We start from the raw sequence: 16139 nt of genomic DNA on the forward strand, positions 1-16139 counted from the left end.
AGCTCAGGCGGTTTTTCACAGGCATGTGAAAAGTACAGCGGACCATAATGATCACAAAAACCGCGCAATCGATACACTTACAGGGTAACCAAAGGAATTAATGATGGAACCACGCCGCAACGATACCGGCGCGACAATGAAAGATGTCGCCAGAGCCGCAGGCGTCTCAACCGCGACCGTGTCGCGGACACTGATGAATCCGGAGAAAGTGTCTGTGCAGACACGGCAGAAAGTGGAAAATGCTGTCCTGGAAGTGGGGTATTACCCGCACAATCTGTCCCGGGGGATGAAACGTAATGAATCCCGTACCATTCTGGTGATTGTGCCGGATATCGGCGATCCGTTTTTTACCGATATTATTGTCGGCATTGAGGAAATTGCCGCCAAACACGGCTATCTGGTTCTGATCGGTGACTGCCGTTATCAGCACAAGCCGGAACACACCTTTGTGAATCTGATTGTCACCAAACAAATTGACGGCATGGTGCTGCTCGGCTCCGATGTGCCGTTTGACAGCCGCCATGATGAACAGCGCCACTTCCCGCCGATGGTGATGGCCAACGAATTTGCCCCGGAGCTGGAGCTGCCGACGGTGAATATTGATAACCTGACCGCCGCCTTTAATGCCACCCATTATTTACAGTCGCTCGGACACACCCGCATCGCCTGTATTTCCGGGCCGGAAGAGCTGCCGTTGTGTCAGTACCGTGTCGAAGGGTATATTCAGGCCATGCGCCGTATGGGAATGCCGGTACGGGACGAGTATCTGGTGCGCGGGGATTTCACCCACGAGAGCGGCGCGGAATGTGCCGCACAGCTGCTGGCACTGCCGGAACCACCGACCGCGATTTTCTGCCACAACGATATTATGGCGATCGGCGTTCTCTGGGCGGCCAGAAAACAGGGGCTGACACTGCCGCAGGATCTCTCGGTTGTCGGTTTCGATGATTTACCGGCTGCACAATACTGTTCGCCGACCCTGACGACTATCGCACAGCCCCGTTATGAAATCGGCCGTCAGTCTTTCTTACTGCTGCTGGAACAGTTGCAGGGACACACCGTGGCAAAAGGTTCGCGCCTGCTGGATTCTGATTTAATCATCAGAGAAAGTGCCTGCGCGCCTAAAAGCTAGGCAAAAACCATAAGGTTAAGTAACATGTAACGCTGAATAATATGTTCCCTTAACCGACTCATTAGTGAATTGAAACAGTGGCACAACGAGATTATGTGGGACGCGGACGCTCTGCGCCGCGTAAAAAAAGTAAATCACGGAAGAAAAGTCAGGCGAAAGGCCTGCCGTTCACCACATTGGTGATCGCCGTGGCACTGGTGGTCGTTTTTGTCGGCGGCCTGTTCTATCTGGTCCATAACAAAAAAAGTCAGACCGCTTCTGACAGCATCATTCCGCCTGCGCATCAGCAGAGTACCGGTAACGGTCTCCCGCCGATCCCGGAGGAGCGCTGGCGTTATATCAAAGAGCTGGAAAACCGTGAAGCAGGGGTACCGGAGCAGTATTACTCCAACCCGCAGGCACCGGCCAACCGCATTGATCCGAATGCCAAACTGACCCAGGAACAGCGGCAGCTGCTGGAGCAGATGCAGTCTGATATGCAGCAGGCACCGGTTCAGTTGCAGGAAGTCCCGGCAAACGGTGCAGTTCCGCGCTCTCAGGTCGTGGTTACCGGCCAGGATCCGCAGCTGCGTATGCAGCCGGAAACCCGTCCGGCACCGCAGCCGGCCGAAAAACCGGCTGAGAAACCAAAACCGGTGCAGGAAAAACCACAGGCTGCGCCTGAGCGCTGGTTAATCCAGTGCGGATCATTCCGTGAGAGTGGTCAGGCAGAAGAAGTCCGCGCCGGTCTCGCCTTCTCCGGTATCGAAAGCCGGGTGTCCCAGGGCGGCGGCTGGTATCGTGTGATGCTCGGCCCGTATGAGAAATCTGCCGCGCAATCGGTGAAAAGCCGTGCCGCTGATGCCGGCGTAACAAATTGTATTCTTCGCTCCGCCGGGGGTTGAAATCCTTCAGCCCTCCCCCCATATCTCTAGTTAATTCTGTGCCGCCGGGAATATACCCGGCGGCCTCTCTCCATCCTTTAGCACAACCAGGGGCTGACTCATGACAACAATCGTAAGTGTTCGCCGTAATGGCCAGGTCGTAATTGGTGGTGATGGGCAGGCGACAATGGGTAATACCGTCATGAAAGGTAATGTCCGCAAAGTCCGCCGCCTCTATCACGACAAAGTCATTGCCGGTTTCGCCGGCGGCACCGCGGATGCCTTTACTCTCTTCGAACTGTTTGAACGCAAACTTGAACTCCATCAGGGACACCTGACAAAAGCCGCCGTTGAGCTCGCCAAAGACTGGCGTACCGACCGCATGCTGCGCAAACTGGAAGCCCTGCTGGCCGTTGCCGATGAAACCGCATCGCTGATTATCACCGGCCAGGGGGATGTCGTTCAGCCTGAAAATGATCTGATTGCCATTGGTTCCGGCGGCCCGTACGCCCAGGCAGCAGCCCGCGCCATGCTGGAAACCACCGATCTGAGTGCCCGTGAAATCGCGGAGCGCGCACTGACTATTGCCGGTGATATCTGTATCTACACCAACCACAATCTGAATTTTGAAGAATTACCTTCAAAAGCATAAGGATCGACGTTATGTCCGAAATGACTCCACGCGAAATTGTCAGCGAACTCGATAACCATATTATCGGCCAGGATAAAGCCAAACGTGCTGTTGCCATCGCGCTGCGTAACCGCTGGCGCCGTATGCAGCTCAATGAGGAGCTGCGTCACGAGGTCACCCCGAAAAATATTCTGATGATCGGCCCGACCGGTGTCGGTAAAACCGAAATTGCCCGCCGTCTCGCCAAACTGGCCAATGCGCCGTTTATCAAAGTCGAAGCCACTAAATTCACCGAAGTGGGTTATGTCGGTAAAGAAGTGGATTCCATTATCCGCGATCTGACTGATTCCGCCGTGAAAATGGTGCGCCTGCAGTCTATCGAGAAAAACCGTTTCCGTGCTGAGGAAATGGCCGAAGAACGCATTCTCGATGTGCTGATCCCGCCGGCAAAAAATAACTGGGGCCAGACTGACACCCAGGCAGAGCCGTCAGCTGCCCGCCAGGCATTCCGCAAAAAACTGCGCGAAGGTCAGCTGGATGACAAAGACATTGAAATTGAAGTCTCTGCTGCGCCGATGGGTGTGGAAATCATGGCACCTCCGGGCATGGAAGAGATGACCAGCCAGTTACAGTCCATGTTCCAGAACCTGGCCGGACAGAAACAAAAACCACGCAAAATGAAGATCAAAGAAGCTTTCAAACTGCTGGTTGAGGAAGAAGCCGCCAAACTGGTCAATCCGGAAGAGCTGAAAGAGCAGGCCATTGAAGCGGTTGAACAGCACGGTATCGTGTTTATCGATGAGTTCGATAAAATCTGTAAGCGCGGCGGCCAGTCCTCCGGGCCGGATGTGTCCCGCGAAGGGGTTCAGCGTGACCTGCTGCCGCTGATTGAAGGCTGTACTGTCTCCACCAAGCACGGCATGGTCAAAACCGACCACATCCTGTTTATCGCCTCCGGTGCGTTCCAGGTTTCCAGCCCGTCTGACCTGATCCCGGAATTACAGGGCCGTCTGCCTATCCGTGTGGAATTACAGGCACTGACCACGGAAGATTTCGAGCGCATTCTGACCGAACCTAACGCCTCACTGACCGTTCAGTACAAAGCACTGATGGCCACCGAAGGTGTGGATATCACCTTTACAGCCGACGGCATCCGTAAAATTGCTGAATCTGCATGGCAGGTCAACGAAACCACCGAAAATATCGGTGCCCGTCGTTTACATACGGTGCTGGAACGATTAATGGAAGAAATTTCCTACGATGCCAGTGAAAAACAGGGTCAATCCATTGAGATCAATGCGGAATATGTGAAAGATCATCTGGATCAGCTCGTGGCTGATGAAGATTTAAGTCGCTTTATTCTGTAATTTGATAATAATCAGACATAATAGTATTCAGACTGTACGGGTATAATCTGCCCGGCAGTCTGCGTTATTATTTTTGTCGTTATTATTTCATTCTGAAAAGTAAGCGAGTTTCAATGTCAGTCACCCCTTCACCGGCCATCAGCCGTACCCAAGCCTGGCTGGAAAGCCTGCGGCCCAAAACATTACCTCTCGGGGTGATCGCGATTATTACCGGTTCCGCTCTGGCTTACTGGACCGGCCACTTTAAATTCCCTGTTGCCCTGCTCGCCCTTATCACCACCGGCATTCTGCAGATTTTGTCGAATCTGGCCAATGACTACGGCGATGCGGTAAAAGGCACCGATACCGAAGCACGCCTCGGGCCGCTGCGCGGTATGCAGAAAGGTGTTATCACCGCCGCTCAGATGAAAAAGGCGCTGATTCTGACCGTCACCCTCGCCTGTCTGTCCGGGCTGGCCCTGATTATTGTCGCCTGTGAGAAACCGGAAGATATTATCGGCTTCCTGGGGTTAGGTGTGGCCGCGATTATCGCCGCAATCACCTATACAGTCGGGAAAAAACCCTACGGCTACCTCGGACTGGGTGATATTTCTGTTCTGATCTTTTTCGGCTGGCTGAGTGTGATAGGCACCTATTACCTGCAGGCCGGTTTTTTCAGTCCGCTGACCATTCTGCCGGCGACCGCCTGCGGACTGCTGTCTGTTGCAGTGCTGAATATCAATAATATGCGCGATATCGAAAATGATATCCTGGCCGGGAAAAACACCCTGGCCGTCCGCCTCGGCCCGCTGAAATCCCGCTATTACCATGCCACCGTGATTACCGTGGCATTCCTGTGCCTGGTGCTCTTTACCCTTCTCTATCTGCACGGCTGGTACAGCTGGCTGTTCCTGCTCTCTGCACCGGTACTGTTTATGCATATCAGACGCGTGCTGGGGGATATGACCGCCACCGGAATGCGCCCGCTGCTGGAACAGATGGTGAAAGCCGCACTTCTGGTCAATATCCTGTTTTCCGCAGGACTTATCTGCCAGCGTCTGTAACCAGAATTTACGCCGAAATCTGCCGCTTTCTTGATTCAGATCGGAAAGCGGCCGCTGTTGATTTTGCAAACAACCGTGTGAAGGGGCTATACTGACTGTATCCGGCAGCAACCAGACGTAAAATCCTATGAAAAATGATACCTTCGACACCTCCGAGCTTTGTGACATTTACCAGGAAAATGTGAATGTCGTTGAACCCCTGTTTTCCAACTTCGGGGGTTGTTCATCGTTTGCGGGGCAAATCACCACCGTAAAATGCTTTGAAGATAACGGACTGCTCTTTGATCTCCTGGAAGAAGAGGGAGAGGGCCGTATTCTCCTCGTTGACGGGGGCGGATCTGTCCGTCGTGCACTGGTTGACGCGGAACTCGCGGCACTGGCTGTGCAGAACGGCTGGGAAGGTATTGTGGTGTACGGCGCGGTGCGTCAGGTGGATGATCTGGCTGAAATGGATATCGGTATCCAGGCGATGGCCGCAATTCCGGCAGGCTGTGGTTCAGAAGGTATCGGTGACAGTGACATCCGCGTGAATTTCGGCGGTGTGACCTTCTTCTCCGGCGATTATCTGTATGCGGATAACACCGGGATTATCCTGTCAGATATCCCGCTGACGCTTCCGGAAGAAAATGATGATGATGAAGATGAGCTGACCGAAGCGTAATCCTCATAAGATACACAGACAACAAAAAGGGCGGATATCCGCCCTTTTGTCGTTATGACACAAGATAAAAACCGCATAACACTCAATTATTCGTTTTGCAGCAATACCGCGATTACGCTAAATCATTCGTTCTGTGGCAAGGCGGTGAAGCGAAGAGCCCCGGGAGCATACACCAGTATGTGACCGGGGAGCTGAGCGAAACCAACACAGCCACAGGGCGAAGGATGACGCGTAATTACTGGACGTCGTCCATTTTTCCGAGTAAAGCCCGCAGACGCTCCTGCCAGCCTGCCTGTTCCTGCTTCAGCTGCTCGTTTTCACGCACCAGTGACTCACGGGCACCGGCTGCATTCTGCACTTCGCGGTTCAGGTTGTTGTTCGTTTCTTTTAATTCGTCGATTTCCATCTGTAACAGGGTGATGGTGTCGATAGCCTGCTGGACTTTTGCTTCCAGCTTTTCAAATACTTCAAATGACATCTTGCGTCCTCCTTGTAAGCGATGCTCTGATTGTAAGTAGGTGTTATCAATGTGTCCAGTCACATCCCGTGTATTCCCCATAATGCAGCAGAATAAAATCCGGCTGATATTCGCCTGAATGTTGCTCGCTTGTTATAAAATAAGCGAAATCGCTCAATTTGTTGACGAGATCCACAGTTTTTGATTTCGTTATTTCTCGTTTCCGCTCATTAACGATAAATTCACACTAAGACATACGTCTGATACACGAAGAACATTATTTGTTAATAATTTGCACTTATTTCACCCTAATTTTGCACTATCAGGATTGATACTATGAGTCTAATGAAATCTCCGACCCTCTTCGGACAATGTCTCTCCGAATTCCTGGGTACAGCACTGCTGGTCTTCTTTGGTTTAGGCTGTGTGGCCGCGGTTCGTATCGCCGGTGCACAACTGGGATTATGGGAAATCAGTATCATCTGGGGTCTGGGTGTGGCACTGGCGGTGTATCTGACAGCCGGGATCTCCGGCGCACATCTTAACCCGGCTGTCACACTCGCGCTCTGGCTGTTTGCCTGCTTTGAGCGCCGCAAAGTGATTCCGTATATTGTGGCCCAGTTCCTCGGCGGGTTTGCCGCTGCAGCGCTGGTTTATGCCATGTATTACAATGTGTTCCTCGATTATGACCAGGTGCATCATATTGTCCGCGGCTCACAGGAAAGCCTCTTTACCGCCGGGGTTTTCTCCACCTATCCGGCAGCACCGGTCAGCGTGGGTCAGGCGTTCTTTATCGAAGTGGTGATCGCCGCTATCCTCGTCTGTCTTATCCTGGCACTGACCGATGACGGCAACGGTGTACCGCGCGGCCCGCTGGCACCACTGCTGATTGGTCTGCTGATTGCGGTTATCGGCGGCTCCTTCGGTCCGCTGACCGGCTTCGCCCTTAACCCTGCCCGTGACTTCGGCCCGAAAGTGGTTGCATACCTTGCAGGCTGGGGAGATATTGCCTTCACCGGCGGGCGTGATATCCCGTATTTCCTGGTACCGATGTTTGCGCCGATCGTCGGCGGGTTACTCGGTGCATTCGGTTACCGCAAGCTGATCGGCCGCCATCTGCCGTGCGAAGTGTGTAATACCGGGGACGAAAAATAATACCGCAGCGAATCACGTACTCTGACGTTATCGCGTGTTTGTTCACTCAGAAATAAAACAGGTTTAATTATGACAACAGAAACAATCACCCGTGAGAAAAAGTATATCGTCGCGCTGGATCAGGGAACCACCAGTTCACGGGCGGTACTTTTTGATCGTAATGCCAATATTATCGATATCGCGCAGCGCGAATTCACCCAAATATACCCGAAACCGGGCTGGGTGGAACATGACCCGATGGAAATCTGGGCCACACAGAGCTCAGTCTTAACAGAAGTCCTCGCCAAAACTGACGTGCATCCGGACGAAGTCGCAGCTATCGGTATCACCAACCAGCGCGAAACCACCATCGTCTGGGAAAAAGAGACCGGCAAACCGGTTTATAATGCGATTGTCTGGCAGTGCCGCCGGACAGCAGATTACTGCACCGGTCTCAAACAGAATGAAGAGATGGTCCGCTATATCCGGGAAAATACCGGCCTGGTGATTGACCCGTATTTCTCCGGCACCAAAGTGAAGTGGATCCTCGACAATGTCGAAGGTGCGCGGGAGAAGGCGGAGAAAGGAGAATTACTGTTCGGGACTGTCGATACCTGGCTGGTCTGGCGCATGACCCAGGGACGCGTACACGTCACCGATCACACCAACGCCTCGCGCACCATGCTGTATAACATCCGCTCACTGGAGTGGGATCAGAAAATCCTCGACCTGTTCGGTATTCCGCGCGCCATGCTGCCGGAAGTGAAAGCGTCCTCGGAAATCTACGGCAAAACCAACATCGGCGGGAAAGGCGGCACCCGTATTCCTATCTCCGGTATCGCCGGTGACCAGCAGGCGGCGCTGTTCGGCCAGATGTGTGTTCAGCCGGGCATGGCGAAAAACACCTACGGCACCGGCTGCTTCCTGCTGATGAACACCGGTAACGAAGCGGTACTGTCCGAACACGGCCTGCTGACCACTATCGCCTGCGGTCCGCGCGGTGAAGTGAATTATGCCCTTGAAGGCGCGGTATTTGTGGCCGGTGCCTCCATCCAGTGGCTGCGCGATGAGATGAAAATCATTGCCGATGCCACCGATTCCGAATACTTCGCCACCAAAGTCAAAGACAGCAACGGTGTGTATGTGGTGCCTGCCTTTACCGGCCTGGGCGCACCTTACTGGGATCCGTATGCGCGCGGTGCTATTTTCGGCCTGACCCGGGGTGTGAACAGCAATCACCTGATCCGCGCCACCCTGGAATCTATCGCCTATCAGACCCGCGACGTGCTGGAAGCCATGCAGGCCGATGCCGGAACCCGTCTGAAGGCGCTGCGTGTCGATGGCGGTGCGGTGGCAAACAATTTCCTGATGCAGTTCCAGTCCGATATCCTGGGCACGTCAGTGGAACGCCCGCTGATCCGCGAAAGTACTGCACTGGGTGCGGCACTGCTGGCCGGGTTATCCACCGGGTTCTGGCAGGATCTCGAGGAAATCAAAGCCAAATCCACCATCGAGAAAACCTTCCGTCCGGGCATTGAAACCACCGAACGGAATGTCCGCTACAGCGGCTGGAAAAAAGCCGTTGCCCGCGCACAGGACTGGGAAGACCACAACTAATTCCTCTTTCCTTTTCTTTGCTCTCTGCCGCCGGTTAATACCGGCGGTTTTTTATGTGCGAAAACAATAATCACCACCAGAACAAAAACCCGCCCCACCCGGTAAAAGCACATATCTGCAGACCAAACCCCCGGATACCCGTCAGAGATCACAAAAAACAACCAACTGTAATCAGTATGTAACCGCATGTGCTGACATTCACAGTAATAACGAATTAAATCGAATATTCTGTGAGCGAAAAGGAAAATATATGAAGAAAACCGCTGATGTTCCGGTAAACTTCGCCACCAAATACTGACAAATACTTAGCGAGGGGGATGTCTATGCTAAGCCTGTTTAAACCCGCACCGCATATTCAAAGGCTCAGTGCTGATCGCATTGATCCGGTATACCGCCGTCTGCGCTGGCAAATTTTTATTGGTATCTTTTTTGGCTATGCTGCCTATTATCTGGTCCGGAAAAATTTCGCCCTCGCCTTTCCCAGCCTGATGGAGCAGGGATTTTCCAAAGGCGAACTGGGAACGGCATTGTCTGCGATCTCCATTGCTTATGGTCTTTCCAAATTTATCATGGGATCGTTTTCTGACCGGGCTAACCCGCGCTATTTTCTCCCGACCGGGCTTATCCTTGCCTCGGCTGTCATGCTTATCATGGGCTTTTGCGACTGGGCAACCTCTTCCGTCTGGATTATGGCTATTCTGCTGTTTCTCTGCGGATGGTTCCAGGGGATGGGCTGGCCGCCGTGCGGACGCACCATGGTGCACTGGTGGTCACAGAGGGAGCGCGGCGGAATTGTATCAATCTGGAACTGTGCCCATAACGTAGGCGGCGGCTTACCGCCGATGCTGATGCTGCTGGGGATGTACTGGTTCGGTGACTGGAAAGCGGCGTTTTATATGCCGGCATTTGCGGCCATTCTGGTGGCACTCATCGCATTTGCCCTGATGCGGGATACCCCGCAATCCTGTGGCTTACCACCAATCGAAGAGTACAAAAACGACTATCCTGATGATTACACAGAGAACAGCGAAGTTGAACTGACGGCAAAACAGATCTTCATGCAATACATTCTGCCGAATAAGTTACTGTGGTATATCGCTGTTGCTAACGTCTTTGTTTATCTGCTGCGTTACGGCGTTCTCGACTGGTCACCGACCTATCTCAGGGAAGTCAAACATTTCGATATAACAGGCTATTCTGTCGCCTATTTCCTGTATGAATGGGCGGGGATCCCGGGCACTCTGCTGTGCGGCTGGATGTCAGATAAAGTCTTTAAAGGAAACCGTGGTGCAACCGGGGTGTTCTTTATGACGCTGGTGACGATTGCCACCGTGGTCTTCTGGCTCAACCCGGCGGGTAACCCGTCTGTTGATATGGCGTGTATGATCACCATCGGCTTCCTGATTTACGGCCCGGTCATGCTGATCGGCCTGCATGCCCTGGAACTGGCACCGAAGAAAGCCGCCGGTACAGCTGCCGGATTCACCGGATTATTCGGCTATCTCGGCGGTTCTGTGGCAGCAAGTGCCATCGTCGGCTTTACCGTGGATTATTTCGGCTGGGACGGCGGTTTCGGTGTGATGATTGGCGGCAGTGTGCTCGCTGTGATCCTGTTAGTTGTGGTGATGCGTGGTGAGAAAAAACACCACGATGAAATCGCCCGCAATAAAGCCTAAGCGGAGACAGACAGATGAATATATCCCGTCAGTTTTATCTTGTCAGTGCCCTTGCGGGTGCCATGCTCTGCGGCTCTGCCGCTTTTGCGGCAGACAATAAGATTGTGATTGCACATCGCGGTGCCAGCGGCTATCTGCCGGAGCATACCCTGCCGGCCAAAGCGATGGCATATGCACAGGGTGCTGATTATCTGGAACAAGATCTGGTGATGACCAAAGATGATGAGCTCATCGTCCTGCATGATCATTACCTTGACCGTGTTACCGATGTGGCAAAACGCTTTCCGGATCGCGCACGTAAAGATGGCCGTTACTACGCCATCGATTTTACCCTCGCGGAAATTAAATCCCTGAAATTTACCGAGGGGTTTGAAATCGAAAATGGTAAAGCCGTACAAAAATATCCGGGTCGTTTTCCGATGGGAAAATCAGATTTCCGTATTCATACCTTTCAGGAAGAACTTGAGTTCATTCAGGGTCTGAACCATTCCACCGGAAGAAATACCGGGATTTACCCCGAAATCAAAGCGCCGTGGTTCCACCGTCAGGAAGGTAAAGATATCACCCGTAAAACCCTGGAAGTGCTGAAAGCCTACGGCTACCAGACTAAAGATTCCGGGGTATTTCTTCAGTGTTTCGATCCGAATGAATTAAAGCGCATCAAAAATGAGCTGATGCCGGAAATGAAGATGGATTTGATGCTGATACAGCTGATCGCTTACACCGACTGGCAGGAAACATTTGAACAGAATGCGGAAGGCAAATGGGTCAACTATAACTACGACTGGATGATGGCTCCCGGTGCGATGAGTAAAATCGCAGCATATGCTGATGGTATCGGGCCTGATTATCATATGCTTATCAGCAAGGAGTCCAAACCGGGTCACATCACTCTGACGCCGATGGCAAAAGAGGCACACGCTTCGCAACTGATGATCCATCCGTTTACTGTCCGCGCGGATGCCTTGCCGCCGTATGCGGAAAACACTGAACAGTTATTTGATGCTATTTATATTCAGGCCGGAGCAGAAGGGTTATTTACTGATTTTCCGGACAAAGGCATACAGTTTCTGCAAAAACATAAACTGCATCAGTGATCACCCCGCTGCGGAACAAAACAACGGGCACTATTGTGCCCGTTTTCTTATATCAGCAGTCTGACTCAGGATGCCATCGGCTGCTGATTCTGCAACCGGTGAGCCAGAGGCAGCCAGCACAACACCATAATCACAGAGACCGCCAGCATCAGCAGACCGACACTGCCCTGTCCGCCCTGCGGCATCAGTGCGGAAATCCAGGTGGCAACACCAGAGCCCACATTCTGCAATCCGCCCACCAGCGCACCCGCAGCCCCCGCCAGATACGGGAACGGCTCCATGGCCGCCGTGGTGGCCAGCGGGAACAGCATCCCGGCACCAAAGAAAAACAGCGCAGCAGGGATCAGTAAGGTCCAGACATTCATCACGCCCAGCAGCCCCGGGATCCACATCAGCGCCCCGGCCACCAGACAGCAGATTACCGCACACCACACCAGAAAACTGAAGGATTTGCTGTCACGCCCGGCAAACCAGGCACCGAAAAATGCCGCAGGTATCGGCAGAATAAACAGAATACTCACCGCCATACTGCCCAGCCCCAGGCCGTCACGCATCAGCACACCGCTGGATGCCTCAAATACCGCCACCCCGGCCAGGCCGCATATCAGCATCGCCAGATACGGCACAAATGTCCGGTTGGTCAGCAGCAGACGGAAAGAGGCCCACATTTTAGGTTTCTCTTTCATCGGCGGACGGGTTTCCGGCAGTTTGTGCCACATGTTGTAACCCACCGCCAGACCGAGCAGGAGCAGAAACGCATAACAGGCACGCCAGCCGAAGAAAAATGCCAGTGCACCGCCGAGCATCGGGGCGATAAGCGGGCTGACCAGGATCCCCATATTCAGCAGGCTGTTGGCGTAACGCAGGGAAATTCCGGTGTATAAGTCACGCGGCATGGTCCGTGCCATCACCCCGGCCACCCCGGTCCCCAGCCCCTGTAACCCGCTGGCAATCACCAGCATAGTCAGATTCGGTGAAAACAGCGCGGCAGTCGTGGATAACACATAAATAAATAACCCGGTGAGGATCACCGGACGGCGGCCGACTTTATCTGAAATCGGCCCGTAAATAAGCTGGGATGCACCATAAGTAAATAAATACGCCGCCATCACGCTCTGCACGGCACCCGCCGGTTTACCGAAATCCAGCGCAATATCCGTTATTACAGGCACATACACTGTCTGCGTCATTTGCCCGACAGCAATCAGCGCAATCAGCATTACCAGCAGATGAAAATTTTCCAGTTTTTTCATTTTTATTGTCAGTCTTTACATTGTCACCGGGAGGGCACAGCACAATTCCGGCAGCATTAATCACGGCCGGAATCAGTCATACTTGCGATACCGTATAAAATAGCAAATTAAAAAAATTTTGGGAGATAGTTCACACATTTATTTTTGTAACAGAACGACCGTTTTTATGCTGTTTCCGGCAACTAAACTGTACAGTTCATCCTGATTTATCGTATTCATGCGACAGGATCCTCTGACGCATTTAATCGATACATTTTTCCCCGTTGGCTTATTACACTGGTTTACATATTAATAACGACCATTCTGCGACTGACGGAGGTTATGCATGTCAAACTGGATCACAGGACGTGTCACACGTATCACACACCATACTGATACCTTATTCAGCCTGCATGTTCAGGCACCTGTCCTTCCCTTTACAGCGGGACAATTCGCCAAACTCGGCCTGGAAATTGACGGCGAACGCACACAGCGCGCTTATTCTTATGTTAATGCACCGGACAATGATGACCTCGAATTTTATCTGGTCACTGTCGGCGACGGTAAACTCAGCCCGCAGTTGGCAGCCCTGACCCCGGGAGATGAACTGCTGATCACCGATGAAGCGGCCGGTTTTTTTGTGCTTGATGAAGTACCGGACTGCGACACCCTCTGGATGCTCTCCACCGGCACCGCCATCGGCCCGTTTTTATCCATTCTGCAATATGGCAAAGATCTGGAGCGGTTCCGTCATATTGTGCTGGTGCATGCTGTGCGCTATGCCGCCGACCTGAGCTATCTGCCGCTGATGCGGGAACTGCAGAAAAAAATCGGGAGTGACAAACTGCGGATCGTGACTGTCGTCAGCCGGGAGCATGCGGAAGGCTCACTGCATGGCCGGGTACCGGCGCTGATCAGTTCCGGTGAACTGGAAGCCGCCGCCGGATTACCGCTGACCGCCGAAAACAGCCATGTGATGCTGTGCGGTAACCCGGAGATGGTGAAAGACACACAAAATCTGCTGAAAACTGGGCGGGAAATGCGCAAACACCTGCGCCGCAAACCCGGCCATATCACCAGCGAGCAATACTGGTGATACCCTGACCGCGGGTTCGCCCGCTGTCTCTGCCTCAGTGGCTGTCGATTTTATCCACCGGCTGTGTGCTCTCCCCGAAGCGGTTGCCCTCATCAAGACTTTTAAACACACCGCAGTCGAGCACCATTATCATCACGATAAAAATCGGCAGAAAACGCCCCAGCCCCCACTGCCAGAAATCACCGGCGAGGCTCCAGTCCGGCGTGGTCAGTGCCCACGCCATCACCAGCATTAACGCCCAGCCGCCGCGCTTGTTGCGGTCATGCAGGCGTTTGGTAAAAATCGCGGCGGCGGGATACATCACCATCAGCACCGGCACCATAATCACTTCAACAGGCAGCTTAAACAGCCCCTGTAATGACATCAGGAGAAACAGCACTGCGCCGCACACGCCGATCCCCGCCCAGAATGCTTTGCGGCCGATCCGCCCGTGAAACGAAAACGCCCATTGTTGTAGTGTCATTTCTCTTTCCTAATCGTGTACACTGGTTATATTGCAGACGGACCACAGGGAGTCGCTATGAACGCAGTCAAAAAAACCGCACTGGCCGCCCTGACAGCGGGATGCACGCTGCTGCCCGTCACACCGGCTGCGGCCGGTGACGCGGTACTGATCCCCATCCCCTGCCCGCCGGAAACACTCTGGCTTCAGGCGGATGCCCCTGCTTTCGGCATCACCATCCCCGTTATGCGCGAACAGTTTAACCGCAACAACCCGTCGCTGCCATTACGGGAATACAAAGTCGTGGCCTCAAACGACATTACCGCCAGCTATCTGCGGGCGGCAACCCGCATCAGCCCTTATATTTACTCTTCCGCCATCCTTGAGCGCGACAGTGAAAAAATCAAAAGTCTCCAGCTGACACTGCTGCCCGGTGCAGACAGTGCAGCGGAAAAAACCAACCGAGCCCTGATGCTGGCCTATATTAAGGCACTGATTATTCAGTTCGAACCGACGCTCAATAAAAACAATATTGATGCCGCCCTGAGCCGGGCACTGGCGACGGATTTCAAAACCGGCACTTACGCCTCTCAATTCGGTGCATTACGCTATCTTCTGGTAGTTGATGACAAAAATGGGGTAACTTTCGCTATTGAACCGATTAAGCTTTCGCTATCTAATAGTGATACGGCACAGTAAACAGTGGCCGAAAAGCAAAGCTATTTCGCGCCGCTTTCACTATACTGTCTCTCTGTTTGCCTGTTCGCCGCTCTGCGCGGACAATGGTAATAAAGCTTAAGTCATTTAACTCATTCCGGCAGGAGGAAATACAATGCGACATCCCTTAGTCATGGGTAACTGGAAGCTGAACGGCAGCAGTAAAATGGTTTATGAGCTGATCACCGCTCTGCGTCATGAAATCGGCAATGTCACCGGATGTGATGTTGCGATCGCACCACCGGCAATTTATCTCTCTCAGGCCAAACAGGTTCTGGCGGGCTCCTCCATTGTACTGGGTGCCCAGGATACCGGTCTGAATCTCTCCGGTGCGTTCACCGGTGAAACCTCCCCTGAAATGCTGAAAGACATCGGCGCACAATACATCATTATCGGCCACTCCGAGCGCCGCACTTACCACGGTGAGAGTGATGAATTAGTGGCAGAGAAATTCGCGATCCTGAAAAAACTGGGTCTGACCCCGGTACTGTGCATCGGTGAATCCGAAGCAGAAAATGAAGCGGGTAAAACCGAAGAAGTCTGCTCACGTCAGATTGATGCCGTTCTGAACACTCAGGGTGCGGATGCATTCCTCGGCGCCGTCATCGCGTATGAGCCAATCTGGGCTATCGGTACCGGCAAGTCCGCTACTCCTGCGCAGGCACAGGCAGTACACAAATTTATCCGCAGCCATATCGCGAAGAAAGATGCGAAAGTGGCAGAGCAGGTTATTATCCAGTACGGCGGTTCTGTAAATGATAAAAACGCCGCAGAGCTGTTTACCCAGCCGGATATCGACGGTGCATTAGTCGGCGGCGCATCACTGAAAGCAGATGCTTTCGCCGTGATCGTCAAAGCCGCAGCGGCAGCAAAAGCCGCAAAATAATCTCCGGACTCCGGACAGCAAAAAGCGGCGAAATCGCCGCTTTTTTTGTGCCTGTTACTGTGCAAACCGCTTCTTTTTATTCTGATCA

Annotated in this window: 16 protein-coding genes; 13 read left to right on the top strand and 3 right to left on the bottom strand. The window is 53.0% G+C overall.

Features of this window, described 5'->3' with window-relative positions:
• Positions 1-103: 103 nt before the first annotated feature.
• The 6 genes from cytR (at position 104) to rraA (ending at position 5697) form a co-directional block, all read left to right on the top strand.
• Positions 104-1132, top strand: coding sequence for a DNA-binding transcriptional regulator CytR (gene cytR, locus JL661_RS17735; protein WP_004236605.1), 1029 nt, complete (start codon positions 104-106; stop codon positions 1130-1132).
• Positions 1133-1209: 77 nt separating this feature from the next.
• On the top strand, positions 1210-2016 hold the full coding sequence (gene ftsN, locus JL661_RS17740; protein WP_032098016.1) for a cell division protein FtsN: 807 nt from the start codon (positions 1210-1212) through the stop codon (positions 2014-2016).
• Positions 2017-2116: 100 nt separating this feature from the next.
• Positions 2117-2647: an ATP-dependent protease subunit HslV gene (gene hslV, locus JL661_RS17745; RefSeq protein ID WP_015422392.1), complete on the top strand. Its 531-nt coding sequence runs from the start codon at positions 2117-2119 to the stop codon at positions 2645-2647.
• An 11-nt stretch (positions 2648-2658) separates the two neighbouring features.
• Positions 2659-3993 carry an ATP-dependent protease ATPase subunit HslU gene (gene hslU, locus JL661_RS17750; protein ID WP_004236608.1) on the top strand — a complete coding sequence of 445 codons (1335 nt, stop codon included), beginning with the start codon at positions 2659-2661 and terminating at the stop codon, positions 3991-3993.
• A gap of 113 nt (positions 3994-4106) precedes the next feature.
• Positions 4107-5036, top strand: a complete 930-nt coding sequence (locus JL661_RS17755; protein ID WP_004236609.1) for a 1,4-dihydroxy-2-naphthoate polyprenyltransferase — start codon at positions 4107-4109, stop codon at positions 5034-5036.
• A gap of 127 nt (positions 5037-5163) precedes the next feature.
• Positions 5164-5697 (top strand): ribonuclease E activity regulator RraA, encoded by a 534-nt coding sequence (gene rraA / locus JL661_RS17760; RefSeq protein WP_004236610.1) that lies wholly within the window; start codon positions 5164-5166, stop codon positions 5695-5697.
• A gap of 235 nt (positions 5698-5932) precedes the next feature.
• Here rraA and zapB read toward each other — a convergent pair whose 3' ends face one another.
• Positions 5933-6175, bottom strand: coding sequence for a cell division protein ZapB (gene zapB / locus JL661_RS17765; RefSeq protein ID WP_004236611.1), 243 nt, complete (start codon positions 6173-6175; stop codon positions 5933-5935).
• Between the two features lie 315 nt (positions 6176-6490).
• On the opposite strand from zapB, the gene JL661_RS17770 reads away from it, so the two are divergent.
• The 4 genes from JL661_RS17770 to glpQ all read left to right on the top strand — a co-directional run bounded on the left by JL661_RS17770 (position 6491) and on the right by glpQ (position 11678).
• Complete coding sequence (locus JL661_RS17770; protein WP_015422391.1) at positions 6491-7309, top strand: MIP/aquaporin family protein; 819 nt, start codon at positions 6491-6493, stop codon at positions 7307-7309.
• A gap of 69 nt (positions 7310-7378) precedes the next feature.
• Positions 7379-8905, top strand: a complete 1527-nt coding sequence (gene glpK, locus JL661_RS17775; protein WP_046024803.1) for a glycerol kinase GlpK — start codon at positions 7379-7381, stop codon at positions 8903-8905.
• 323 nt (positions 8906-9228) lie between these two features.
• Positions 9229-10581, top strand: a complete 1353-nt coding sequence (gene glpT / locus JL661_RS17780) for a glycerol-3-phosphate transporter (RefSeq protein ID WP_036409018.1) — start codon at positions 9229-9231, stop codon at positions 10579-10581.
• A 14-nt stretch (positions 10582-10595) separates the two neighbouring features.
• Positions 10596-11678, top strand: a complete 1083-nt coding sequence (gene glpQ, locus JL661_RS17785; protein ID WP_062773250.1) for a glycerophosphodiester phosphodiesterase — start codon at positions 10596-10598, stop codon at positions 11676-11678.
• 65 nt (positions 11679-11743) lie between these two features.
• Here the strand turns inward: glpQ and emrD are convergent, their stop codons facing one another.
• Positions 11744-12931 (bottom strand): multidrug efflux MFS transporter EmrD, encoded by a 1188-nt coding sequence (gene emrD, locus JL661_RS17790; RefSeq protein WP_004236617.1) that lies wholly within the window; start codon positions 12929-12931, stop codon positions 11744-11746.
• Positions 12932-13256: 325 nt separating this feature from the next.
• Here emrD and fpr point away from each other — a divergent pair, with 325 nt between their 5' ends.
• Entirely contained in the window at positions 13257-14006 is a 750-nt protein-coding gene (gene fpr / locus JL661_RS17795; RefSeq protein ID WP_062773247.1) for a ferredoxin--NADP(+) reductase, read from the top strand.
• Positions 14007-14040: 34 nt separating this feature from the next.
• Here fpr and JL661_RS17800 read toward each other — a convergent pair whose 3' ends face one another.
• Positions 14041-14469, bottom strand: a complete 429-nt coding sequence (locus JL661_RS17800; RefSeq protein ID WP_004236619.1) for a DUF805 domain-containing protein — start codon at positions 14467-14469, stop codon at positions 14041-14043.
• Between the two features lie 57 nt (positions 14470-14526).
• On the opposite strand from JL661_RS17800, the gene JL661_RS17805 reads away from it, so the two are divergent.
• Both JL661_RS17805 and tpiA read left to right on the top strand, forming a co-directional pair.
• Positions 14527-15147, top strand: a complete 621-nt coding sequence (locus JL661_RS17805; protein ID WP_032098020.1) for a DUF1454 family protein — start codon at positions 14527-14529, stop codon at positions 15145-15147.
• Positions 15148-15280: 133 nt separating this feature from the next.
• Positions 15281-16051: a triose-phosphate isomerase gene (tpiA, locus tag JL661_RS17810; RefSeq protein ID WP_073970194.1), complete on the top strand. Its 771-nt coding sequence runs from the start codon at positions 15281-15283 to the stop codon at positions 16049-16051.
• The last annotated feature ends 88 nt before the right edge of the window (positions 16052-16139 follow it).

This window comes from Morganella morganii (genome assembly GCF_019243775.1).
Classification (GTDB): Bacteria; Pseudomonadota; Gammaproteobacteria; order Enterobacterales; family Enterobacteriaceae; genus Morganella; species Morganella morganii.